This is a genomic window from Sphingobium sp. R-21 (assembly GCF_049913335.1).
In the GTDB taxonomy this organism is placed as follows: Bacteria; Pseudomonadota; Alphaproteobacteria; order Sphingomonadales; family Sphingomonadaceae; genus Sphingobium.
The window spans coordinates 636,151-659,932 of sequence record NZ_CP184375.1; the positions used below are offsets into that span (position 1 = coordinate 636,151).

The following is a 23,782-nucleotide window of genomic DNA, read 5'->3' on the forward strand; positions in this document are numbered from 1 at the left end:
GAATCTGACCGGGAGTCACCGGGTCAGCCAGATGGTGCGAGTTGTCATCCGCAAGGGACAGGAGGGTTCATGGTTGCAGGGGAACAGCGGGCCAGAGACCTGACGCAAGGACCGATTGCATCGGCGTTGCTGCTGTTCGCCATCCCGACATTGGCGTCCAACATCCTCCAGTCGCTGAACGGATCGATCAACGCCATTTGGGTCGGCCGTTTCCTGGGCGCGCAGGCGCTAGCGGCGACCGCCAATGCGAACATCACCATGTTCCTGATGTTCTCCGTCGTGTTCGGGTTTGGCATGGCGTCGACGGTGATGGTTGCGCAGGCGGTGGGACGGAACGATCTTGACGCGGCGCGCAGGGCTTTCGGATCGGCTGTTGGTTTCTGCACCCTGCTGGGTCTGGTCGTAGCGACCGCCGGATGGATCGGCGCGCCGGCCTTGTTGAGGCTGCTGGCGACCCCGGCGGAGGCGTTCGACCTTGCGCTCATCTATTTGCGGGTGATCTTCGTCGCCATGCCCGCTTCCCTGCTGAGCGTCATGATGATGATGGGCCTGCGCGGAACGGGTGATGCGCGAACGCCGTTGATCTTCATGCTCGTGAGCGTCGGTGTCGATCTGGTCCTCAACCCCGTGTTGATCCTTGGTCTTGGTCCGATTCCAGCCATGGGCATCGGCGGTTCGGCTGCCGCCACGGCGGCGGCGGGTGTGATCAGCCTTATCGGCATCATCCTCTACACCTATGCGAAGGATCTGCCGCTGCGGCTGCGCGGGCGGGAACTGGCATATCTGCGCCCGGCGCCGGACCAGATGCGGCTTCTGTTCGGCAAGGGGCTGCCCATGGGATTGCAGATGATCGTCATGTCCACGTCGGGACTGGTGATGATCGGCCTCGTCAATCGCGAGGGGTTCCTTGTCACAGCGGCCTATGGCGCGGCCCAGCAGATCTGGACCTATCTCCAGATGCCGGCCATGGCGATGGGCGCGGCGGTCAGCGCCATGGCGGCGCAGAATATCGGCGCTGGCCGATGGGATCGGATCGGCCGCATCACCGGCTATGGCATGGGTTATCTGTTTCTGATCACCGGCACGATGGTCGCTGTTATCCTGCTGTTCCACGCGCCGTTGCTGTCGCTGTTCCTGGGACAGAATGAGGCAGCGATCGCCGCTGCCTGGCACATGCAGCTTCTGGCGAGCTGGAGCTTCATGCTGTTCGGCGGCACGATGATCCTGTTCGGGGTGATGCGGGCCAACGGCGTGGTGGTGCGGCCGTTGCTGATCCTTGTGTTCACTCTCTTCGCAGTGCGGCTGGGCTTCTACCATCTGGGTTATCCGCATCTGGGTGCGGATGCCCTGTGGCTGAGTTTTCCTGCGGGTTCGGCTGCCGCCTTCCTGCTTGCCGGGCTGGTCTATCTGCAGGGTGGCTGGCGGAAGGCGAAGCTGCTCGTTCCCGTGAACCAGGAAGAGTGCCGCGAAAGTGTCAATGCGGAGAGCGAACCAGCCGGGCGGGTCGTCCCGGCGGGATAGAAGCCTATCGCCCCTGGCTGCGCCAGCGCGTGATGGTGCGCGCCAGTATCTCCGCTTCTCCGCCCGACTGGCGCCAGAGTTCCGTAAAGCTCGGATCGCCCGAAGCGGGACGACGTGCTTCCTCCAGATTGTCCAGCGCCACGCGGATCGGCACGGCGACGCCTTCGCCGCAGATGATCGCTTCCCGGTTGCGCAGGGCGGGGATGGAATCCAGGAAGCCGCGCGCGCCTTCCGGCATGGCAGCCTTCACAAATGCCTGGTCGCGGTCATTGTTGAGGCGCATGGAGATGATCGTGCCGCATTGCGACAGCACGCCTTCCGCAAGGTCCGACGGACGTTGGGTGATAAGGCCCAGCGACACGCCATATTTACGGCCTTCCTTTGCGATCCGTTCCAGGATGCGGCGAACGGCCTGCCCGCTGCCGCTGGTGCTGCTGGGGATGTAGCGATGGGCTTCCTCGCAGACGAGCAGGATCGGGCGCTGTGGCTCGTCCCGCGCCCACAGCGCATAGTCGAACACCAGCCGCGACAGCACCGACACCACCACGGAGGTGATGTCGGACGGCATGGACGACACGTCTATGATCGAGATCGGCTTGCCGCCGGAGGGCAGGCGGAAGATCTTGGCAAGGAATTCCTGCATCGAATCCGCGACCAGCATGCCGGAGAACATGAAGCTGTAGCGTGGATCGCTCCTGATCTCGTCGATCTTGGTCTTCAGCCGCATATAGGGCAGCGATCCGGTGCCCTTGTCCAGCTTCCCCATCTCGTTCTGAAGGATGTTGGTGAGATCCGACAGCATATAGGGCACAGGTGAGTCGACGGTCAGCCGGCCAATGCTCTCCGCCAGCCGGTTTTTCGACCGCGCGGCAAGCAGGCATTTGGCGAGGATGTCGCAATCCACCGTCCGCTCAGAGCCTTCCGAGGTGACGAACACCTCGCAATGCTCCTCAAAATTCATCAGCCAATAGGGCAGGGCGAGGTTGTTGACGTCGTAGACCGCGCCATTCTGCTGGAAGGCGGCGCCATATTCGCCATGGGGGTCGATCATCACGATATGGCCCTGCGGCGACAGGTCGCAGATGCGGTGCAGGATCAGTGCGGCGCTGGTCGATTTGCCGGTGCCGGTCGAACCCAGCAGGGCGAAATGCTTGCCCAGCATCGAATCGACATAGAGCGCGGCGCGGGTGTCGGACGTGGGATAAACGGTGCCGATCTGCACATGGGGACGGTCGTCGGCGGAATAGATCTGCTGCATGTCCGCGCTCGACACCGGATAGACCTCCGTCCCCGGCGTCGGATAGCGGGTCACGCCGCGGCGGAAGCGGTAGATCCGCCCCGTCAGCTTCTCTTCATCGCCTTCGCCCAGAAAATCGATGTCGACAATGATGCTGTTGCTGTCCTGCCGGTCCATCGCCATCGCGCGGACGCTGGCGATCAGCCAGACGGGGCCAACGCGCATCTTGACCTGGCTGCCGACCTGCCCCGCCATGGCGAGCGAAGGGTCGGGATCATGCGCCAGTGACGCAATGCGGGCAGCGTCGATGATCAGTTGCGAACTGGATCCGGCGATTTGGAAAACCATTCCCATGGCATCGACAGGAGCCTGGAAGACATGCGGCTGCGCGCCGGCAAAATGGTCTGCACCGTGCATCTGGGTCATGAACCTGCTTTTCCCTCGACCGGACGGGATTCCGGCACGTTGGATCGATTTAACCGGCGACCGGTAAAGATTCTGCTTATCGCCTGCCCATGTTGTTGGTGCGGCCAGTCTGGCGCCGTGTTGGTCAGAGGAAATGCGTGTCAGGCTTGGCTGTTGAAACATTGACCGAAAGTCGGGGATATCCTGTGTCGCGGATGCCGATGACCGACGTGGCGCGGCAATCCGATGCGATTTCCATCGCGCGGGTGATCTGCATTCTGGGCGTGGTCTATGTACATGCATGGACAGGCCTTAACGGGCACGATCTGGAAAGCCTGCGGGGGACGCCACAGGACAGCTTGCGCTGGGGCCTGATGGAGGTTTTCGGGCGCAGTGCCGTACCTTTGCTCGGATTGATTTCTGGCTGGCTGGTCGCGGGATCGTCGCGAACGCATGACTGGCTGCGTCATGTCGGGCGCAAGGCGCGGACAATCCTGCTGCCTATGATCCTGTGGAATGCGCTGGCGATCCTGCTTGTGTCGGGTGCGGCCTGGGTACTGGGCCTGTCGGCGCCAGTGCCTTCGTCCGGCGACTGGATGTTCCAGGAACTGTTCATCGTCAGCCGCAATCCCGACATCAATGTGCAGATGCCGTTTTTGCGCGACCTGTTCCTGTGCATGCTTGCGGCCCCCCTGTTCGTTCGCCTGCCCGGTTGGGCGCTGGCCATGGTCGCGGCGATGGCGGCGCTGTGCCAGATCATGGGCTGGGGACCGCCAGTGCTGATGCGAGCGTCGATCCTGTTCTTCTTCACCATGGGCATCATCGCACGGCGCGAGGGGCTGGCAAGCCGGATGTCGGCGCTGCCCTGGATTGTTGCGGCGCCGCCCTTTGCGCTGTTGATGACGGCACAGCTCTATATGTCCCTGCATCCGGGCGTCTTGCCACCGGGCATCGGGACGGGCGTGCTTGACATGGCGGTGCGGATCGCGGCCGCGCTGTTCTTCTGGCGGTTGGCCTGGTCGCTGGCGGCCAGCGCGGCACGAGAAATGCTGCTGCGAATCGAGCCGTTCGCCTTCTTCCTGTTCTGCTCACACCTCATCCTGATCTGGCTGGGGGGGCCGGTGCTGGGTCAACTGTTCGGAAAGCTGGGATCGCCCCTCTATCCGGCCTATCTGCTGGTTCAGCCGCTGTTGGTGCTGATGGCCGTGGTGATGCTCGGATCCGTGCTCAGCCGCGCCGCGCCAGGGCTGGCGAAGCTATTGAGCGGGGGCCGGCTGATGTCTGTCTGACGCCGCCTGACCGGCTGCCATGGCGATCTCCAGACTGCGCTTGCGTGCAGCCAGATCGTGAATCTGGCCGCCGATGATGATTTCATCCACCTGAGTGCGGCGGATGAAGGCCGCCAGGTCGCGCTCCACATCGGCTTGGGTGCCGATGGTCGAAGCGCTCAATACATCGGCCAGCATCGCCTGCGCCTGCGGGGGCAGGCTTTCATAATAGCCGGGAACGGGCGGTTGCAGCTTGCCCGGCTGCCCGGTGCGCAGTCGAACAAAGGCCTGCTGCATGGATGTTGCGATCAGCCTGGCTTCGTCCATCGTATCGGCGGCGAAGACATTGTAGCCCGCCATCACATAAGGATGTTCAAGCTGCGCCGAGGGCTGAAAATCACGGCGGTAGATGGCGATGGCCTCGTCCAGCGCGCCGGGCGCGAAGTGCGAGGCGAAGGCGTAGGGCAGGCCAAGCGCGGCGGCCAATTGCGCGCCGTAGAGGCTGGAGCCGAGGATCCAGAGCGGCACATCCTCTCCTGCGCCAGGCGTCGCCCGGAAGCCGAGGCGCGCGTCGCCGGCGAAATAGGCCTGCAATTCCATCACATCGCGCGGGAATTCGTCGGGTCCGCCGCTTAGCGTTCGTCGCATCGCCTGCGCCACGCGCTGGTCGGAGCCGGGAGCGCGTCCTAGGCCGAGGTCGACGCGGCCCGGGAAGAGTGCGGCGAGCGTGCCGAACTGTTCAGCGATCAGCAATGGTGCATGATTGGGCAGCATGATGCCGCCCGCACCGATTCGAATGTGGCTGGTGGCCCGTCCGATATGCGCCAGCACCACGGCGGTCGCGGCGGAGGCGATGCCCGGCATGCCATGATGTTCCGCCACCCAATAGCGGTTGAACCCGAGGGTTTCGGCATGAATGGCAAAGGCAGCGGCGCGGTTCAGCGCTTCACCGGCAGTGCTGCCTTCGTTGACGGGGACGAGGTCCAATACGGAAAAACGGGTCATGGCCAGCATATGGGGCCATGACCCGTTTTATTTCAATACCTAATGGGGGCGGACGCCTGGAGCGGTTTTCGATCCGATTGGACCAGAACGATCACCCTATCCTTGTGGTGCCGCTATTTCTTGACCGTCAGATGATGCGATCCGAGTGGAAATCGCTCCATGCATGGTCCGGCGCCTGCGCCTGCCTGACCGCGCAATCAACCCGCGGCGCGGCCGAATCCGGGAGCGGGATTGTCGACGCGTCTGCCAAAGCCCTGCGGGCGGCGCGCGACGAGTGGATTTGCGTCGCGGTCGAGCAGCGCCATCGTCTCGGTGAAACAAGGGCGCAGCGCAACCACGTCCTCGATCAGTTCATCGGGCCCTTCCCGGCTCTCGACGCAGCGGCGGGCGACCATCTCTATCTTCTCGGCCAGGACGCTCAGTCGATAGGCGCCGAATTGGCCCGACTCGCCCTTCAGCGTGTGCGCCGGGGTGACCAGTGCAGCGGCATTGCGGGCGCGAAATGCCTCTTCGATCGCGCTTATCGCCTTTTCGCCATCCTCGCGGAAATAGCCCAGGATACGGAGGAAGGCGGTGCCCAACTCCGAACGGGATTTGGCAAAATCCGTCCAATTGACCAGTTCGGCCTCTTGATATGACACCCTGACACTCCCTGCCTTGCCGGGGGCAGCATAGAAGAAGAGCGTAAATAGGGGGTTAAGTCGCGAAAGATCGAAAGCCCCATATAATCCAGTGCCGTCCCACGGGCGTCATGGCGATCTGGAAATCTCGAAAAGCGAGGCACCAGTGGCGGTGAATTGCCAGCCCTGCTGCCGCGCCAAAGCCTCCAGTTCCGCCGGCGCGATCGGATCGTCGGCCTCCACCGTGACCGCATGTCCCGAACGCATCGCCCTTGCCACGCGCAGGGCGGGCCAGGGGCATTTCATCCCCCTGGCATCGATATGCACGGCCTCACTTGCTGGCATAGGGATTTTTGGCGCTGCGCAGCGTCAGGCGCACCGGCACGGCGCCAAAGCCCAGTTCCTTGCGGATGCCGTTGACAAGATAGCGGCGATAGCTTTCCGGCAGCTCATCCAGCCGGGTACCGAACAGCACGAAGGTCGGCGGGCGGGTCTTGTTCTGGGTGATGTAGCGAAGCTTGATCCGCTTTCCGCCGGGAGCAGGGGGCGGATTGGCCTCCAGCGCGCGTTCGAACCAGCGGTTGAGGATTCCGGTCGACACGCGCTGCGACCAGGCGGTGCGTGTTTCGAAGGCGACGCGGATGAGATCGTCCAGTCCCTTGCCGGTGGAGGCTGAGACGGTCATGATCGGTACGCCGCGTATCTGCGCGAGGCCGTCGGATAACGCCTGCTTGATGCCCTGATAGAGCGCCGAGCCGTTTTCCACCGTATCCCATTTGTTGAGGGCAATGACGAGGGCGCGGCCTTCCTCGATCACCTTGTCCGCGATGCGCAGGTCCTGCGCCTCCAGCCCGCGGGTGGAGTCAAGCAGAAGCACCACCACTTCGGCGAAGTTCACAGCGTTCAGGCCGTCCGAAACCGCCAGCTTTTCCAGCTTGTCCTGCACCTTGGCGCGCTTGCGCATGCCGGCGGTGTCGATCAGGCGGACCGGGCGTTCCTGGCCGTCGGCGCTGGTCCATTTCCAATCGACCGCGATGCTGTCGCGGGTGATGCCCGCTTCCGGGCCGGTCAGCAGGCGGTTTTCGCCCAGCAGGCGATTGATGAGGGTCGACTTGCCCGCGTTGGGGCGGCCGACAATGGCCAGTTTGAGCGGTGCGGATTCGATGTCGGCTTCATCGGGTTCGGCCTCCTCCTCCTCTTCCTCGCGGTCGATATAGGGCAGGAGAGCCTGGAAAAGGTCGGCCAGGCCCTGACCATGTTCGGCGGAAAAGGGGATGGGATCGCCCAGGCCCAGGCTGAACGCTTCCATTACGCCGTCGTCGCCCGCCTTGCCCTCTGCCTTGTTGGCCATCAGCACGACGGGCGCGTCGCCTTCGCGCAGCCAGCGGGCGATTTCCTCGTCCAGCGGAGTCACGCCGGCGCGGGCGTCCACGACGAACAGCGCTACGTCGGCATTTTCCACCGCCGCCTGGGTCTGCATGCGCATCCGGCCGGGCAGCGTCTGCGGATCTTCATCCTCATAACCGGCGGTGTCGATGATCGTGAAATCGATACCGAGCAGGTTGGCCTGCCCCTCTCGCCGGTCGCGGGTCACGCCGGGCTGGTCGTCGACCAGCGCCAGCTTCTTGCCGACGAGCCGGTTGAAAAGGGTGGACTTGCCCACATTGGGCCGCCCGACAATGGCAATGGTGGGCAGCATGAGAGGCCCTGTTCCTTTAAACTATGAGTGCTCCTGCGGAGACGGGAGCCCAGTCCAGGCGTTGGAACTGGGCTCCCGTCTCCGCAGGAGCACGGTTATCTAGCATTATCGATGGCGTCAGCGAAACGCCGTCAGCTTTCCATCGTCCGCCAGGATATAAAGCGTGTTGTTCGCGACGACCGGCGACAGCGACATGGATTTCTTCAGGTCGACTTCGGCCTGGACCTTGCCGGTCGTCGGATCGACATAGTTGAGGTCGCCATGGGTCGATACCAGGATCAGGCGGCCGCCAGCCAGCACCGGTCCGCTCCAGCGGATGGCCTTGTCCTTCTTCTTTTCCTTCTGCCAGCGGCGAAGCTGGCTGATCCAGCGGATCTTGCCGGTGGCGCGGGCGACGCAGAGCAATTTGGCGTCGCTGGTCACCGCGAACACCCATTCGCCCACGACCGCAGGCGTCGAGATGCCGGCGATGTTGATTTCCCAAAGCCGCTGGCCGCTCACCAGTTCATAGCTCGCCATGCGGCCGCCCTGACCAATGGCGAACACCCGGCCGCGATCGATAACCGGATCAGCATCAATGTCGGTGAGAGTGGCGACGGCCGTGGAAATGCTGGTGCGCGAAAGCGCATCGCCCCACAGCGTCCGGCCATTTTCATAACGATAGGCGGTGAGTTCGCCCGAACTGTAGCCCGCGATCACCGTGCCCTGCGCGGCGGCCGGCGCGGCGACGCCGAAAATGCCGGTGACCTGCAGCGTGCCGCTGTCCGTCCACTGCACTTCGCCATCGCTCTGGTTGAGGGCGAAGATCTGATTGTCCTGGCCCATCACATAGACATGGCCGTTGGCGAGCGTTGGCGCGCCCCGCAGCGGGCCGCCGGGGCGCTTCTTCCACAGGACAGCGCCTGTATTCGCATCCATCGCGGCGACATCGCCCACGCCGGTGCTGGCATAGAGCTTTCCGTCCACCACGCTGACGCCGCCGCCGAACAGGGCGCGGCCGCTGCCTTCGGCAGGGAGGGCGGTTTGCCAGAGCTTCGCGCCGCTGTTCGCGTCGAAGGCGATTACCCGCGCGTCAGCGTCGATCACATAGAGCTTGCCGCCCACGACCACCGGACTGGACGCCAGGCGGGCCTGGGGCGTGCTGCCGGCGATGGAGGTGGTCCAGGCTTGCGAGGGGGACGCCCCGAGCGCCAGATTGCCCATGGTCTTGGCGGGGCTGCCGCCCGGCTGCGACCATTGATCGTTCACATAGGGTTCGGGCAGGGTCACCGGCACGTCGGCCAGCGTCGGGTCGACCTCCACCCCCTGTTCATTGCTGAGGATCGAGGTGCGCTTGCCGACCACGGGGGTCTTGGGCCCGCCCTTCTTGCCGCCAACAATGCCGCAACCTGCGAGCAGGGCGATCATCATGGCAACGGTCAGGGCGCGGCTGGCGCCAGAAAATTTCGTCATGCTGTGCATTCCCATGCGCCCAATCATTCCTGTCCGGCCACAACCGGCGTTTCGACTGCGTCCACACCCAATAAGCCCGCCATCTGTCGCGCGCGTGAACGGATCGACTGGGGCACGTTCCTGTCCTTCGCCATGGCGGCGAACAGCGGCCCGGCAAGGTCGGGCTTGCGCATCTTCATATAAGCGATGGCGACCAGTTCCCCGGCGCTGCCGAACCAGGGCGCGCCCTCCACGGCGAGGGGCTTCAGCCTGTCGATCACCTGTTGCGGAGCCAGGCTTTCATATTCGAGCGTGGTCTGACGGATGAGGGCGAGGTCGCGATAGGGCTGGTCGAGCGAACTGTCATCGGCCATCGCCTTATAGGCGGCGATCGCGGCCTTGCTGTCGCCCTTGCGCGCGGCGGCGCCCGCCTTCACCAGCAACGCGGAGGCGCGAAAGCCGGGCTGGCTCGCCTGGGTGAGCTTGTCCAGTTCCTTCGCATCAGGGGTGCCGCCGCCGACGGCGGTAGCGATCACCTTGTCCATTTCCTCGGACACCGCCTGCGATTGCGTCCTGGTGTAATGCTGCCAATAGAGCCAGCCGCCGAAGGCAGCGAGGCCGATGATCACCGCCGCGACGATCCAGCGGCCAAAGCGCTGCCAGAAGGTCAGCAACTGGTCCTGCCGGACGGCCTCGTCGACCTCGCGCATAAAGGCTTCGCTGTTTTGCGGCGTCAGGGCCACTTGGGTCTCCAGAAATTCATCAGAAAAGGCAGGCGGAAGGCGCGATCATTAGCGGCGCTATTGCTTCGCGCAAATCACTTTTTGGGCCGATAGACCTGATCTTCGGTTGGAAAGTGCCGGTTTCGGACATCCGCCGCATATTGGGCAGCGGCCTTTTCGATGGTTTCCGCGATATTTTCATAGCGCTTCACGAAGCGGGGCACGCGATCGAACATGCCCAGCATGTCCTCCGCCACCAGCACCTGCCCGTCGCAATGGGCCGAAGCGCCGATGCCGATCACTGGCACGTCGACGCTGTCGGTGACGGTGATGGCGATGTCTTCCATCACGCCCTCCAGCACCATGGCGAAGGCGCCGGCCTGCGCCACGGCGCGGGCGTCGGCGATGATCTTCGCATGCTCCTCCTGGCTCTTGCCGCGCGCGCCATAGCCGCCCAGCGCGTTTACCGCCTGCGGGGTGAGGCCGATATGCGCCATGACCGGAATGCCGCGCTGGCTGAGGAAGCTGATGGTTTCCGCCATGGCGACCCCGCCCTCCAGCTTGACGGCCGCGCAACCAGTTTCCGCCATGACGCGGCTGGCGCTGGCAAAGGCCTGTTGCGGGGAGGCTTCGTAGCTGCCGAAGGGCATGTCGACCAGCACGACGCTGTGATAGCTGCCGCGCACCACGGCGGCGCCATGGGCGATCATCATGTCGAGCGTGACGGGCAGGGTGGAGGGGAGGCCATAGATCACCTGCCCCAGCGAATCACCCACCAGCAGCATGTCGCAATGCGAGTCGAGCAGTTGCGCCTGCCGCGCGGTGTAGGCGGTGAGCATCACCAGCGGTTCCTGCGTCTTCCCTTCGAACTTGCGGCGCTGGATGGCGGGCACCGTCAGGCGCTTCATCGGCGCGGGCGTCGGATTGGCGCGGCTGGTCGACGTGTCGAGCGTGAAGGTCGTGGACATGGCTGCGCTGTAACGCAGCGGGGCGCAGGGCGCAAATCATGCCACATATTTGGCATAAGTGGGGTTTTTCGATCTGATTGGATGAGGCCGATCGCTCTCTTGTTTCCTTCCATGCCGATTTCCCGACCGTCAGATGATGCCAGCTGACCGGAAATCGCCCATGTCTTCACAGGAGCACCACCCAAAAATACGGGAGCGACAGGGCCGTGTCGCTCCCGCAGGGGGTGAACCTCGCTTGAGTGTCCAGAGGTTCAGAAGGAAAATTTGATCGTTCCGCCCCAGGTCCTTGGGTCGCCGGGCGTGCCGGCGATAAGGCCGGTGTTGCCGGGGGCTACCTGAAGATTGTCGATATAGTTGACGTCGAAGGCGTTGCGGACCCAGCCGAAGACATCGAAGCCGTCACCCCGGAAGCCGGCGCGGAAGTTGGTGAGGGCGTAGCCCTTCACCTCCGTATAGATCGACGGCGTGGCGTTGGAGTTCCAGTGTGAACGATAGTTGCCGTCCACGCCGACATAGAGCTGGCCGTCCTTGTCGAGCAACGTCAGCGGAATATTATATTCCGCGCCGTAGGAGAAGGCCCATTTCGACACGCCGGGCAGACGCTCGCCGGAAATGTCGACGAAGGGCGGGCTGACCTGGCTGGCCGTAGCGGCGGGGCCAGGCGTGCCGGTGTAGGAGTAACGGCCGGTCACCACAATGCCAGTGCTTGATCCGCCAGCCAGTTCCGGCGGTGGCGGCGCGTTGCAGAACTTCACATATTTGGCGTCGGTATAGGCGCCGTTCGCATAAGCGGTGAAGCGGTCGCTGGCGACGATCTTGAAGTCGGCCTCGATACCCTGCGACCGGACCTTGTCGGCATTGGCGAGATAGCCGCGCGTCGTGCCGAACTGTCCGCCATTCACCGTCGCCTGGAAATCCTTGATCTCGGTGCGGAAGGCGGTGAGGTTGAAGGTCGCGCGACGGTTCCAGAACTGGGTCTTGAGGCCCACTTCGAAATGATTGACCGATTCCGGCTTCACCGTGCCGGCGGCATAGTTGACGGTGTTGTCGGAATTGAGCGGCAGGCCGTTCTGATTGATGCCCAGCGTCTTGAAGCTCTTGGCATAGGTCGCATAGGCCAGGATGTCGGGCGCGATCTTGTAGTTGACGTTGAAGTCGTAGGTGAAGTTCCAGGCGCTGTCGGAAGGTGCGCTGACCTGCGGCTGGTAGATGCCGCATTGGGCGGTCAGCACCGGATTGCCGGCCGTTGCCGAGGGAGCGCAGCTGGTGATGACCGCACCCGTACCGGTGGTCACGACCCGCTGATAGAAGCCCGACTTCTTGTCATAGTTGAGGCGCGCGCCCGGCTGAATGGTCAGGGCATCGGTGACTTTCCAGCTAAGCTGGCCGAACAGCGCCGCGCTTTCGCTCTTCAGCCATTGCGTGTTGGTTGCGGTCAACCCCTGCAGAATGCTCGGGTTGTTCGCATTCGCGCCCGTGAGGTTCCACTTGCTGGCTGCAGCGCCCTGCTGTTCGGTGCCCTGCGTGTCTATCCGCTGCTTGAAGCCGAACAGGCCGACGACGAAGTCGACCTTCCTGCTTTCGTAATTATAGCGGAATTCCTGGCTATACTGGTCCTGCTGCGAGGGGTTCTGCGACAGCGAGACAATCGGCAGGCCGGTGAAGTCGCGGTCGTTCGCAGGCTTCCAGTCCCAGAAGCGCCAGGCGGTGACCGACGTCAGCGTGCCGGGGCCGACATTCCATTTGATGCGGGCCGAGACGCCGCCGATCTTGTTGCCCGCATTCAGTTCCGAATCAAGGTCGGTCAAGCGGTCATAGGGATTGCGGCTGGGGACCACATAGCCCTGCGCGGCGGCGAGCGCGTCATATTGGCGGGTGAGCGGGCGCTGCGTCGTGCCGACGCGCACGAAGACGGTGCCGCAGCATTCCGGGTTTTGCCGGCTGTAATCGCCCGACAGGGTCAGGCTGAAGTCATCGTTCGGCTGGAACAGCAGCTGGCCGCGAATGCCCAGATTGTCCTGCTCATTGATCCAGCGGTCCGACGTCACATTGTAGATCGTGCCGCGGCGGCTGGTCGAGGCGATCGCGATGCGCGCGGCGATGGTGTCCGACAGCGGTCCCGAAACGGCGGCTTTCGCCTGCTTGAGGCCCAGATTGCCGACGCTGAGTTCGGCGCGGCCCTCGAAATTGAAAGTCGGCTGGTTGGTCGTGATGTTGATCGCGCCGGCGGTCGTGTTCTTGCCGTAGAGCGTGCCCTGCGGGCCGCGCAGCACTTCGACCTGGTTGACGTCGAGAAAGTCGAAAGTCGCAGCGGCGACGCGCGAGTTGTAGACGTCGTCGACATAGATGCCCACGCCCTGTTCGAACCCGTCACTGGTAAGGCCGAACGGCACGCCCAGGCCACGGATGTTGACGGAGGTGTTGCGCGGGTTGGTGGTGTAGACCTGGAGCGTCGGGGCGAGTTGCTGAAGCTTCACGACGTTGAAGTTGCCGGTCGCTTCGATGCTGTCGCCGCGCACGACGGAGATCGCCAGCGGCACCTCCTGCGCGGTTTCGGCGCGGCGGCGGGCGGTGACGATGATCACTTCGCCGCGGGCGCTGGATGCCTGTTCTGCGCTGTCCGCCGCGGATTGCGGAGAGGTTTGAGACGCATCCTGCGCTTGTGCGCTGGACGCGATGATGGATGCGCCCGCCACGCTGGCGAGCAACAGATAACGCGCAATCATGATGATTCCCCTTCCGGATGTCCGGTGAATGTTGATCGCGGCCTCTGCGGTGATCCGCTCAAAGCCCCTGGTCTGGGAATGGAAAATGTGGCCCACCCCTTGCCACCTGTTGTTCAGCCCTTTGGCGGGCCTTTTTCAGCAACCCTGTAGTCTTGCGCCCCCGCTTTGCTTCAGGCGGTAAGGCGCGTCTTTTCCGTCACGTCGATCTGCACCACCCGTGCATCATGGACGGTCAGCGTGACAGATCCGAAGCGAAGGGCCTCCAATACGCTGCGCACCTTTTCGATGCTGACCGCTATGTCGTGGCGCTGCCCATCGCCGTGGCCGTTGCGGGCGAATTCGATCGATCGGTTTTCACTCATAAATACCTCTTGGCCGCTCTTTATCTCAACTGTATCGATAGACAAAAAAGCAAATATAAGGGGCGCTCAAGTTTCCCTTGTCGCGCCCTGGAAGAAAGTTCAGCCGTTGACCCGCAATGCCGCCAATCGTCGCTCCTGATGCGCGAGCGGGATGGCGGGCCTTAACTGGCGCATTGCAGAGGCCTGCTCATGTGCATTGTCGATCAGCTTGTCGAGAAGAGCCTGACCGAAGCGCCATTCGCCCAGACCCGAATCCGCATTGATATGGCCGCAAAAGCCCGCGTCGACAAAGCTGCTGCCCCAGTTCTTGCCGATGCTGTGGGCGCGTTCGAAGAAAATATAGGGATCGTTGCGGCTCGCCACGACGATCGATGGAAAGGGCAACTGCGCGCGCGGTGTGGGGCCGAAGCCGCCGATCGTCTCGGGCGTTTCCATCCGGTCACAATCCGGCGGCGCCACCAGCAACGCGCCTGTCACGGGCCAGCCATAGGCCTGGCTCTGCAGGGCGCCCCACCAGGCGACCGCAAGGCAGCCCAGGCTGTGCGCAGCCAGGATGATCGGGCCGTTCGCCGCCCGGATCGCGGCATCCAGCCGCGTGACCCAGCTGTTGCGGCTGGGGCTGGCCCAGCTACCGAGGTCGACGCGCTCGCAATCGCCCCGCGTCTTTTCCCATAGTGTCTGCCAATGGCCCGGCCCGCTATTGTTGAGGCCGGGAATGGTCAGCACGACCGGTTGGCGCGCGTCTCCCGAATGTCCGAATCGCTCCATGGTGAGATCCTCGTCCTATTGTCGAGGGAGAGATAATTCTATTTATCCAGTAGACAATGGGGAAGCGACAAAATGTGTCGGAATCTAGGCAACCCGATTCATCTGACGTTCATCTAGCCAAAGGCGTCGCCGGCTACCTCCTTTGCGCGGCGGGACGCTGCCCGAATGTTCCTCACCAGGGGTAGATCAGCCCATAATAATGGAACACGCTGCGGCCATAGGCGTCGTCGTAATCCGGCCGTTCGTCGGGCAGATGCCGGGGCGCCTGGTCCAATATGTCCCGGGCGAGATCCACTACATAGCCGCCCCTGTCCGTGTCGTAGCTGAGCATCGACCAGGGCAGCGGATAATGGTCGGTGCCCATGCCCAGAAAGCCGCCGAAAGACAGGACCGCATAGCGCACCTGCCCGCTGCGCTTGTCCACCATGAATTTGGAGATATGGCCCAGCCGCTCGCCCTGCCGGTTATAGACTGTGGTGCCCTCGACCCGGTCGGATGCGATCAGGTCGCCATGATTTTCCCTCGACATGTCAGACATTGTCACTCTCCTGCGAAAAAATCGCGCTATGGTGACCGAACCCAGGGGGACCGGCAGGGTTCCCCGAGCTCGGCAGGCAGACAGGAGGACGATCATGAAGATCAATCGCAGCGGATCGGCGGTATGGAGCGGCGGGCTGAAGGATGGGAAGGGTGCGATCTCGACCCAGAGTGGCGCGCTTGACGCCTATCCCTATGGCTTTGCGACGCGGTTCGAGGGCGTGCCGGGCAGCAATCCGGAGGAATTGATCGCGGCTGCGCATGCCTCCTGCTTCACCATGGCCCTGTCGCTGATTCTGGGCGAAGCTGGACTGACCGCGGAGAAGATGGAGACCAATGCCGTCGTGACGCTGGAACAGCAGGATGGCGGCTTTGCCATCACGGCGAGCAGGTTGAGCCTGAAGGCGAGCATAGCCGGCGTGGACGATGCCCGTTTTCAGGAACTGGCGGCCGTAGCGAAGGCCAATTGTCCGGTGTCCAAGCTGCTGAAGGCGGAAATCAGCCTGGACGCGGAACTGCTCTAGGCTGGAGCCATGCGCCTGGCGCGGACATGTTCCCGCCAGGCGATGTACAGGCCGCTTCCGATGATCAGCGCCGCGCCCACCCAGGTCGTCACCATCGGCCAATTGCCCCAGATCGCCCAACTGAGCAGCGTCGTCCAGATGATCGCACTGTAGTCCATCGGCAGCACCACCGAAACCGGCGCCTGGCGCAGGGCGGCCGTCATGCAGATTTGCGCGATCCCGCCCGCTACGCCGATCAGCAGCAGCAGTCCCCAGGTGACGGCATCATGCGCCTGACCATAGAACAGCATGGCCACGCCCAATGGCGGCAGGGACAGCAGGGTGAACCAGAAGACGATCACCCCGGCGCTTTCCGTTCGCCCCAATTCGCGCAGGATCAGGCTGACGCTGGCGGTGATGAACGCGCCGCCAAGTGCGACCGCCACGCCGATGGCGGGGAAATGGCCGGCGTCTGGCCGGACCATGATGAGAACGCCGACAAAGCCGGCCAGAACGGCGCTCCACCTGTGGATGCCCGTCGCCTCGCGCAGGATCAGCGCGGACAATATGGTGCCGAAGATCGGCATGGTGAAACCGATGGTGGCCGCTTCCGCCGGCAGCAGCAGGATATAGGAGAGAAAATTGAGCGCCATGCCGGTCATGCCGATCGCCATGCGCGTGGCATGAACGCCGATGCGCCGCGTGCGGATCGATCCGATGCCTGTCGTCGTGGCAATCCAGACGAACACCACAGGCAAGGCCAGCGCCTGCCGGTAGAATAGCGATTCGACCAAATGGACGCCGTGCCTGTCGGCCAGCCTGATCGTCACCGACATGATCGACAGGCAGATGACCGCTATCAGTCGCAGGCCAATGGCCGTGAACGGACGATGCGGACGGCAGGAAGGGGAAGCGGGCGGCACGTTTTTCCCCTTAACCGGGAAGATGCGGCGCGCAACTACTATCCCCGTCCAGGGCGAGACGCTACTTCATCGGCTTGCGAAATTTGAGCGTCATCCTGTCGCTTTCGCCGATGGCGAGATATTTCGCCCTGTCGACCTCTCCATTGCTCAGGGTCGGCGGGAGCGTCCAAACGCCCTTTTCCCAATCCGCGCTGTCCCTGGGATTGGCGTTGACCTCCGACGATCCGACATATTGGAAGCCGGCGGCCTCGGCGAGATGGCGGATGGTCGAAACCTTGAGATATCCGCTCGTCTTCTCCATCGCGACATCGCGCGTTTCAGGTAGGCGATGGTCGACGATGCCCAGCGTGCCGCCGGGCTTCAGCAGGTTGAAAAAGGCCTTGAACGTCGCTGCTTCGGTTCCGTTCATCACCATATTGTGGACGTTGCGGAAGGTCAGCAGCGTGTCGACGCTGCCGGCCGGAACGAGGCTGGTCTGGTCAGGGAAGGGTACCAGCTGAACCTTGTCATAGACGGCGGGCTTTGTCGCAAGGAACGCCTTGTACCTGTCCAGGTAGCGGCCGGTCGGCTGAAGCGCGTAGAATTTGCCCTTCTCGCGCAGCAGGGGCGCCAATATCTCCGTGTACCAACCGCCGCTGGGCGCATATTCGACCACCGTCTGGCCCGGTTTCACGCCGAAAAAGGCGAGCGTTTCGGCCGGATGGCGATAGATGTCGCGGGCGACGTTGGCGGGCGTGCGGCTGGACGAGGCAACGGCAGCGGTGATCGGATCATTTGCCTGATGCTGGGCATGCTGGGCATGCTGGGCGGCGAGGGGAAGCAGCGGCAGGGACAGGCCGGTCAGCAGCAGGGCGGCGCGGGCTAGTCGGTTCATCGGCATTCCTCTCTTGCGGGAAGAGCGTCCGATGTGCCGATGATGCGCGCCTTGCGCAAGCGGGCCGGCGGAAAATGTCCGCCGGCAACACATTGTTACAAACCCAATCCGGGTTCCCTGCTTTCCCGGCATATCAGAGTCGGCGGCCAGTTCGGATCGCTTGGAAGCGACTGGAGGCGCCGATCGTTACAGGCAGGCTTCCAGGAAAGGCTGGTCGAAGCCGAACTGCCGGGCCTTGTCGAGCGTGTAGGGGCGCAGGCCCATGGATCGATATTCGCCGATGATCTTCCCGCTGTCGTCCTCGTCATGATATTCGAACTTGAACAGTTCCTGGGTGACGATCACGTCGCCTTCCATGCCGATGACTTCGGTGACGTTGGTGACGCGGCGCGAACCGTCGCGCAGGCGCTTCACCTGCACGATCAGGTCGACCGAGTCGGCGATCTGCTTGGAAATCGCTTCCTTCGGGATCTTGATGTCGCCCATCAGGATCATGTTTTCCATACGGCCCAGGCATTCGCGCGGGGAGTTGGAGTGGAGCGTACACATGGAGCCGTCATGGCCGGTGTTCATCGCGGCGAGCAGGTCGAAACACTCCGCGCCACGAATTTCGCCCAGGATGATGCGGTCAGGGCGCATACGCAGGGCGTTCTTGACAAGGTCGCCGATGGTGATCGCGCCCTGGCCCTCCAGGTTCGGCGGGCGTGTTTCCAGCGGCAGCCAGTGCGGCTGTTGCAGGCGCAGTTCGGCCGCGTCCTCGATGGTCAGCACGCGTTCGCCCGGGTCGATCATCTTCGACAGGGCGTTGAGCATGGTGGTCTTGCCCGAACCCGTACCGCCCGAGATGACGATGTTGAAGCGGCAGGCGCCTGCGATCTTGAGCGCCGTGCACATCTTCTGGCTCATCGCGCCCCATTGGGCGAGCATGTCGAGGGTGATCGGCTTGGCGGAGAATTTACGGATCGAGATGGCCGTGCCGCGCAGCGACAGCGGCGGTACGATCACGTTCACGCGGCTGCCGTCGGGCAGGCGGGCGTCGGCCAGCGGCGTGGTCTGGTCGACGCGGCGGCCGACCTTGTTCACGATGCGCTGGGCGATCTGGAACAGATGTTCTTCGTCGCGGAACTTGATGGGCGCGATCTGGAGCTTGCCCTTCTTTTCGATATAGGTCTGCTCAGGACCATTGACCATGATGTCGCTGACGTCCGGATCCGCCAGCAGTTCCTCCAGCGGGCCGAGGCCGAGCAGTTCGTCCACCAGCACCTTTTCCAGCGCGAATTGTTCGCGGCGGTTGAGGGTCAGCTTCAGTTCCGCCAGCACCTCCATGATGATCGGGCGGAATTCCTCGGCCAGTTCATCCTTGGTCAGCGTGGCGGCGGCTTCGGGGTCGACACGTTCCAGCAGGCGGGGAAGCACCTGCTCCTTGATCTTGTGGACCGAGGCTTCGAAGCCCTGGGGTCCGGCATCGGCGGCATGTTCGGCATTGGCGCGATCCGACAGACGCTGCATCGCGTCGGCGTTGCGCTGCATCTGGCCGGTGGGCGCGGAAAGCGGGTCGAGCGGCGCTTCCGTCGGGATGGCGGTCATGTCCAGGGGCGGGAATTGCTCGCCGCCCTTGACCTCTTCCCTGGGCGCGCCCCCCTGCATCGGTCGGGCGAGGCCGAAACCTGGCTTGATGCCTGCAGGTCCATTTTTCCGTCCAAACGCGCTCATAATTCTCCGCCGAAATGACTGGGGCACAGCTGTGGCTGAAAAAGGTGAATAAGGCGGAAACTTTGATAAATGCCTAATGGCGACGGGTCGTCTTGCCGGGGAAGGCAGGATGGAAACGCGCAAAAAAGAAGGGCCGCGCTCCGGATTGGAGCACGGCCCTTCTGTAGCATATGTCGCTGCGGCTGATGTCAGCCCGCATGCTCCGCAAGGACGGTCAGGCCCTTTTCATTGACCTCGGCGAAGCCGCCGCGAACCGGAATGACCTCCGGTGCAGCGCCTGACGACGCGAAGATCTGGATCGCGCCGTCGCGAACGGTCGACATGAAGGGTGCATGACCCTCCAGCACGCCGAAGTCGCCATCGGTGCCGGGGACGACCACCTGATAGACCTCTTCCGAGCGGACGAGCTTTTCCGGGGTCACGAGTTCGAAATGCAGTGCCATTCTTGGGAAGTCCTAAATCCCCTCCCATGAAGAGGGAGGGGGACATGAGCGTTGCTTAGGCGGCTTCGGCAGCCAGCTTCTTCGCCTTCTCGACGGCTTCGTCGATGCCGCCGACCATGTAGAAGGCGTTTTCAGGCAGATGGTCATATTCGCCTTCGACCACGGCCTTGAACGACTTCACCGTGTCCTCGATCTGGACGAACTTGCCCGAGATGCCGGTGAAGACTTCGGCGACGTGGAAGGGCTGCGACAGGAACTTCTGGATCTTGCGGGCGCGGGCGACAGTGAGCTTGTCCTCTTCGGACAGCTCGTCCATGCCGAGGATCGCGATGATGTCCTGAAGCGACTTGTACTTCTGCAGGATCGCCTGAACCGCGCGGGCGGTTTCATAATGCTCCTGCCCTACGACGCGGGGTTCCAGAACGCGGCTGGTCGAGTCCAGCGGGTCGACCGCCGGATAGATACCCAGTTCCGAAATGGCGCGGTTGAGAACGGTGGTGGCGTCCAAGTGCGCGAACGAAGTCGCCGGTGCCGGGTCGGTCAAGTCGTCCGCGGGGACGTACACGGCCTGCACCGAGGTGATCGAACCCTTGTTGGTCGAGGTGATGCGCTCCTGAAGGGCGCCCATGTCGGTGGCGAGGGTTGGCTGATAGCCCACGGCCGAAGGGATACGGCCAAGCAGGGCCGACACTTCAGCGCCCGCCTGGGTGAAGCGGAAGATGTTGTCGACGAAGAACAGCACGTCCTGGCCTTCCTGGTCGCGGAAATATTCCGCGATGGTGAGGCCCGACAGGGCGACGCGGGCGCGGGCGCCCGGGGGCTCGTTCATCTGGCCATAGACCAGCGCCACCTTGGAGCCTTCGCTGATTGCGTTGCCGTCGGCGTCCTTGGCGATAACGCCGGCGTCGAGAAATTCGTGATAAAGGTCGTTGCCCTCGCGGGTACGCTCACCGACGCCCGCGAACACCGAGGTGCCGCCATGGCCCTTGGCGATATTGTTGATCAGTTCCTGGATGAGCACGGTCTTGCCCACGCCCGCGCCACCGAACAGGCCGATCTTGCCGCCCTTCGCATAGGGGGCGAGAAGGTCGATGACCTTGATGCCGGTGACGAGGATCGACGCGTCGGTCGACTGGTCGACGAACTCGGGAGCCTTGGCGTGGATCGGGGCGGAGAGGGTGGTTTCCACCGGGCCGCGCTCGTCGATCGGCTCGCCGACGACGTTCAGGATGCGGCCGAGGGTGGCCGGGCCGACGGGAACGCGGATCTGCGCGCCGGTGTCGATGACTTCCTGACCGCGGGTCAGGCCGTCGGTCGAGTCCATCGCGATGGTGCGGACGGTGTTCTCACCCAGATGCTGGGCGACTTCCAGAACGAGGCGCTGGCCGTTGTTGCTGGTTTCCAGCGCCGAGAGAATGAACGGCACCGCATCGGGGAAGGTCACGTCGACGACAGCGCCGATGACCTGCGAGATGCGGCCTACATTGTTGGTGGTTGCCATGACTGCTTCCTTGCGTGCGTGATCTTTAAAGGGCTTCGGCGCCCGAAATGATTTCGACGAGTTCGGTGGTGATCGCGGCCTGCCGGCTGCGGTTATACTGGATCGTCAGCTTGTTGATGAGGTCGCCGGCATTGCGGGTCGCATTGTCCATGGCGGTCATCGACGCGCCCTGTTCGGACGCATTGTTTTCCAGCAATGCCTTGAAAATCTGCACCGTGATGTTGCGCGGCAGCAGGTCGTCGAGGATCGCTTCCTCGCTCGGTTCATACTCCACCGTCGCGCCGATGGCGTTGCGGTCGGCGTCTTCGGGAATCTTGACCGGGATGATCTGCTGCTCGGTCGGGATCTGCGCGAGCGCCGACTTGAAGCGCGAGAAGAAGAGGTGCGCGACGTCGAACTTGCCGTTCAGATACATGTCGGTCAGCTCGTGCGCTATGGCTTCAGCCTGCGCATAGCCCGGCTCCTTGGCGCCCGTCGTGTCATATTGGGCGACGATCATGCCGGGGAAAGTGCGGTTGATGACCGGGCGACCCTTGCGACCGATGAGGTAGAAACGGACGGTCTTGCCCGCGTCGATCAGTTCTTGCGCCTTGGCGCGGGCGGCCTTGACGATATTCGCGTTGAACGCGCCGGCGAGGCCGCGGTCGGAGTTGGCGACGACCAGCAGATGCACGTCGTCCTTACCGGTGCCGGCGAGCAGCGGGGAAGCGCCTTCGCCCGAACCGCCGGCGATCTTCGACGCGAGGCTGGCGACGACCGCTTCGAGGCGGCTGGAATAGGGGCGCGCAGCCTCAGCCGCGGCCTGCGCCTTGCGCAGCTTCGCGGCGGCGACCATCTGCTTCGCCTTGGTGATCTTCTGGGTCGATTTAACCGACCCGATACGGATCTTCAGTTCCTTGAGGCTGGCCATGTCCCGTCTCGTTCAATCCTGTTCCGTCATGCCAGCGCAGACTGGCATCTCACGCCCCCAGGTCGGACCTATCCGGCCTGAGACCCCAGCTTTCGCTGGGGTGACGGCTAAATATTAGGCGAAGGTCTTGCCGAAGCTGTCGAGCGCGGCCTTCAGCTTGGCCTTGGGCTCGTCACCCAAGTCCTTGCTGTCGCGGATCGCGGCCAGCACGTCGGCATGGTCGTGACGCAGATAGGCGAGCATCAGCTCTTCATAACGGGTCACGTCCTTGACGGGCACGCTGTCGAGATAGCCGTTGGTGCCAGCGAAGATCGACGCGGTCTGCTCTTCGAAGGGCAGGGGCGAGAACTGGGCCTGCTTGAGCAGCTCGGTCAGGCGAGCACCGCGGTTCAGCAGCTTCTGGGTCGAAGCGTCGAGGTCCGAACCGAACTGGGCGAAGGCCGCCATTTCGCGATACTGGGCCAGCTCCAGCTTGATCGAGCCCGACACCTTCTTCATCGCCTTGGTCTGCGCGGCGGAACCGACGCGCGACACCGACAGGCCGACGTTGATGGCCGGACGGATGCCCTGGTAGAAGAGGTTGGTTTCGAGGAAGATCTGGCCGTCGGTGATCGAGATCACGTTGGTCGGGATATAGGCCGACACGTCGCCCGCCTGGGTCTCGATGATCGGCAGCGCGGTCAGTGAGCCATTGCCATTGGCGTCGTTCATCTTCGCAGCGCGCTCCAGCAGGCGGCTGTGGAGATAGAAGACGTCGCCGGGATAGGCTTCGCGGCCCGGAGGACGGCGCAGCAGCAGCGACATCTGGCGATAGGCGACGGCCTGCTTGGAAAGGTCGTCATAGACGATCACGGCATGCATGCCGTTGTCGCGGAAAAATTCGCCCATGGTGACGCCGGTATAGGGCGCCAGATACTGGAGCGGAGCGGGTTCCGAAGCGGTCGCGGCGACGACGATGGAATATTCCATCGCGCCATTTTCTTCGAGCTGCTTCACGATCTGCGCGACGGTCGAGCGCTTCTGGCCGACCGCGACGTAGATGCAATAGAGCTTCTTGCTCTCATCGTCGCCCGCGTTGATGCCCTTCTGGTTGATGAAGGTATCGATCGCGACGGCGGTCTTGCCGGTCTGGCGGTCGCCGATGATCAGCTCGCGCTGGCCACGGCCGACGGGGACGAGGGCGTCGATCGCCTTCAGGCCGGTCTGCACGGGTTCGTGCACCGATTTGCGGGGGATGATGCCGGGCGCCTTGACTTCAACGCGCTTGCGTTCGGTATACTGGATCGGGCCCTTGCCATCGATCGGGTTGCCGAGGCCGTCGACCACGCGGCCGAGCAGGCCCTTGCCCACGGGAACGTCCACGATGGTGCCGGTGCGCTTGACGGTGTCGCCTTCCTTGATCTCGGCGTCCGAGCCGAAGATCACGACGCCGACATTGTCGGCTTCGAGGTTGAGCGCCATGCCCTGCACGCCATTGGCGAACTCGACCATTTCGCCCGCCTGGACGTTGTCGAGGCCATGGACGCGGGCGATGCCGTCACCCACGGTCAGCACGGAACCGACTTCGCTCACCTGCGCTTCGGTGCCGAAATTGGCGATCTGGTCCTTGATGACCTTCGAAATTTCTGCGGCGTTGATATCCATGT

General features: G+C 63.3%; 22 protein-coding genes. 3 read left to right on the forward strand and 19 right to left on the reverse strand.

All coding sequences use genetic code 11. The annotated features are described in order from the left end of the window. Nucleotides 1–69: 69 nt before the first annotated feature. Nucleotides 70–1,521: an MATE family efflux transporter gene (locus tag ACN9MX_RS17580; RefSeq protein ID WP_363830029.1), complete on the forward strand. Its 1,452-nt coding sequence runs from the start codon at nucleotides 70–72 to the stop codon at nucleotides 1,519–1,521. Between the two features lie 4 nt (nucleotides 1,522–1,525). Here the strand turns inward: ACN9MX_RS17580 and ACN9MX_RS17585 are convergent, their stop codons facing one another. Continuing rightward, entirely contained in the window at nucleotides 1,526–3,184 is a 1,659-nt protein-coding gene (locus tag ACN9MX_RS17585) for an ATP-binding protein (protein ID WP_363830032.1), read from the reverse strand. Between the two features lie 194 nt (nucleotides 3,185–3,378). Between ACN9MX_RS17585 and ACN9MX_RS17590 the strand changes: the two genes are divergently transcribed. Continuing rightward, nucleotides 3,379–4,452: an acyltransferase family protein gene (locus ACN9MX_RS17590; protein ID WP_363830449.1), complete on the forward strand. Its 1,074-nt coding sequence runs from the start codon at nucleotides 3,379–3,381 to the stop codon at nucleotides 4,450–4,452. Here the strand turns inward: ACN9MX_RS17590 and ACN9MX_RS17595 are convergent. From ACN9MX_RS17595 to ACN9MX_RS17645, 11 genes are all read right to left on the reverse strand, one after another. After that, nucleotides 4,420–5,436: an LLM class flavin-dependent oxidoreductase gene (locus tag ACN9MX_RS17595; RefSeq protein ID WP_363830034.1), complete on the reverse strand. Its 1,017-nt coding sequence runs from the start codon at nucleotides 5,434–5,436 to the stop codon at nucleotides 4,420–4,422. The genes ACN9MX_RS17590 and ACN9MX_RS17595 overlap by 33 nt on opposite strands. 197 nt (nucleotides 5,437–5,633) lie before the next feature. Beyond that, on the reverse strand, nucleotides 5,634–6,077 hold the full coding sequence (locus tag ACN9MX_RS17600; RefSeq protein ID WP_363830036.1) for an Hpt domain-containing protein: 444 nt from the start codon (nucleotides 6,075–6,077) through the stop codon (nucleotides 5,634–5,636). 108 nt (nucleotides 6,078–6,185) lie between these two features. Next, a complete protein-coding gene (locus ACN9MX_RS17605; RefSeq protein WP_363830039.1) occupies nucleotides 6,186–6,401 on the reverse strand; it encodes a sulfurtransferase TusA family protein in 216 nt (71 codons plus the stop codon). Next, nucleotides 6,388–7,755 carry a ribosome biogenesis GTPase Der gene (der, locus tag ACN9MX_RS17610; protein WP_133652891.1) on the reverse strand — a complete coding sequence of 456 codons (1,368 nt, stop codon included), beginning with the start codon at nucleotides 7,753–7,755 and terminating at the stop codon, nucleotides 6,388–6,390. The genes ACN9MX_RS17605 and der overlap by 14 nt, the downstream gene beginning before the upstream one ends. Nucleotides 7,756–7,872: 117 nt before the next feature. Beyond that, nucleotides 7,873–9,216 carry a PQQ-binding-like beta-propeller repeat protein gene (locus tag ACN9MX_RS17615; RefSeq protein WP_414714656.1) on the reverse strand — a complete coding sequence of 448 codons (1,344 nt, stop codon included), beginning with the start codon at nucleotides 9,214–9,216 and terminating at the stop codon, nucleotides 7,873–7,875. Nucleotides 9,217–9,230: 14 nt separating this feature from the next. Beyond that, complete coding sequence (locus ACN9MX_RS17620) at nucleotides 9,231–9,929, reverse strand: tetratricopeptide repeat protein (protein WP_363737235.1); 699 nt, start codon at nucleotides 9,927–9,929, stop codon at nucleotides 9,231–9,233. A 74-nt stretch (nucleotides 9,930–10,003) separates the two neighbouring features. Then, on the reverse strand, nucleotides 10,004–10,876 hold the full coding sequence (panB, locus tag ACN9MX_RS17625) for a 3-methyl-2-oxobutanoate hydroxymethyltransferase (RefSeq protein WP_363737234.1): 873 nt from the start codon (nucleotides 10,874–10,876) through the stop codon (nucleotides 10,004–10,006). Nucleotides 10,877–11,127: 251 nt separating this feature from the next. Further along, nucleotides 11,128–13,602 (reverse strand): TonB-dependent receptor, encoded by a 2,475-nt coding sequence (locus ACN9MX_RS17630; RefSeq protein ID WP_363830045.1) that lies wholly within the window; start codon nucleotides 13,600–13,602, stop codon nucleotides 11,128–11,130. Between the two features lie 170 nt (nucleotides 13,603–13,772). Further along, complete coding sequence (locus ACN9MX_RS17635; protein ID WP_363830047.1) at nucleotides 13,773–13,964, reverse strand: YezD family protein; 192 nt, start codon at nucleotides 13,962–13,964, stop codon at nucleotides 13,773–13,775. 99 nt (nucleotides 13,965–14,063) lie between these two features. Beyond that, nucleotides 14,064–14,732 carry an RBBP9/YdeN family alpha/beta hydrolase gene (locus ACN9MX_RS17640; protein WP_363830050.1) on the reverse strand — a complete coding sequence of 223 codons (669 nt, stop codon included), beginning with the start codon at nucleotides 14,730–14,732 and terminating at the stop codon, nucleotides 14,064–14,066. 172 nt (nucleotides 14,733–14,904) lie between these two features. Then, nucleotides 14,905–15,270 (reverse strand): PRC-barrel domain-containing protein, encoded by a 366-nt coding sequence (locus ACN9MX_RS17645; RefSeq protein ID WP_363830053.1) that lies wholly within the window; start codon nucleotides 15,268–15,270, stop codon nucleotides 14,905–14,907. Between the two features lie 94 nt (nucleotides 15,271–15,364). On the opposite strand from ACN9MX_RS17645, the gene ACN9MX_RS17650 reads away from it, so the two are divergent. Further along, on the forward strand, nucleotides 15,365–15,793 hold the full coding sequence (locus tag ACN9MX_RS17650) for an OsmC family protein (RefSeq protein WP_133652899.1): 429 nt from the start codon (nucleotides 15,365–15,367) through the stop codon (nucleotides 15,791–15,793). On the opposite strand, the gene ACN9MX_RS17655 is transcribed toward ACN9MX_RS17650, so the two are convergent. The 7 genes from ACN9MX_RS17655 to atpA form a co-directional block, all read right to left on the reverse strand. Continuing rightward, nucleotides 15,790–16,695, reverse strand: a complete 906-nt coding sequence (locus ACN9MX_RS17655) for a DMT family transporter (protein ID WP_363737229.1) — start codon at nucleotides 16,693–16,695, stop codon at nucleotides 15,790–15,792. The genes ACN9MX_RS17650 and ACN9MX_RS17655 overlap by 4 nt on opposite strands. A gap of 61 nt (nucleotides 16,696–16,756) precedes the next feature. Further along, nucleotides 16,757–17,569, reverse strand: coding sequence for a class I SAM-dependent methyltransferase (locus ACN9MX_RS17660; RefSeq protein ID WP_363830056.1), 813 nt, complete (start codon nucleotides 17,567–17,569; stop codon nucleotides 16,757–16,759). A gap of 186 nt (nucleotides 17,570–17,755) precedes the next feature. Further along, a complete protein-coding gene (locus ACN9MX_RS17665) occupies nucleotides 17,756–19,282 on the reverse strand; it encodes a CpaF family protein (RefSeq protein WP_363737227.1) in 1,527 nt (508 codons plus the stop codon). Between the two features lie 188 nt (nucleotides 19,283–19,470). Beyond that, the gene (locus ACN9MX_RS17670; protein ID WP_133652903.1) at nucleotides 19,471–19,725 is read right to left on the reverse strand and encodes an ATP synthase F1 subunit epsilon; all 255 of its coding nucleotides are present in this window, start codon (nucleotides 19,723–19,725) and stop codon (nucleotides 19,471–19,473) included. A gap of 55 nt (nucleotides 19,726–19,780) precedes the next feature. Continuing rightward, nucleotides 19,781–21,226: a F0F1 ATP synthase subunit beta gene (atpD, locus tag ACN9MX_RS17675; protein WP_363737226.1), complete on the reverse strand. Its 1,446-nt coding sequence runs from the start codon at nucleotides 21,224–21,226 to the stop codon at nucleotides 19,781–19,783. A gap of 25 nt (nucleotides 21,227–21,251) precedes the next feature. Further along, nucleotides 21,252–22,136, reverse strand: coding sequence for a F0F1 ATP synthase subunit gamma (locus tag ACN9MX_RS17680; RefSeq protein WP_363830058.1), 885 nt, complete (start codon nucleotides 22,134–22,136; stop codon nucleotides 21,252–21,254). Nucleotides 22,137–22,250: 114 nt separating this feature from the next. Further along, on the reverse strand, nucleotides 22,251–23,780 hold the full coding sequence (atpA, locus tag ACN9MX_RS17685; RefSeq protein WP_363737223.1) for a F0F1 ATP synthase subunit alpha: 1,530 nt from the start codon (nucleotides 23,778–23,780) through the stop codon (nucleotides 22,251–22,253). Nucleotides 23,781–23,782 lie beyond the last annotated feature (2 nt).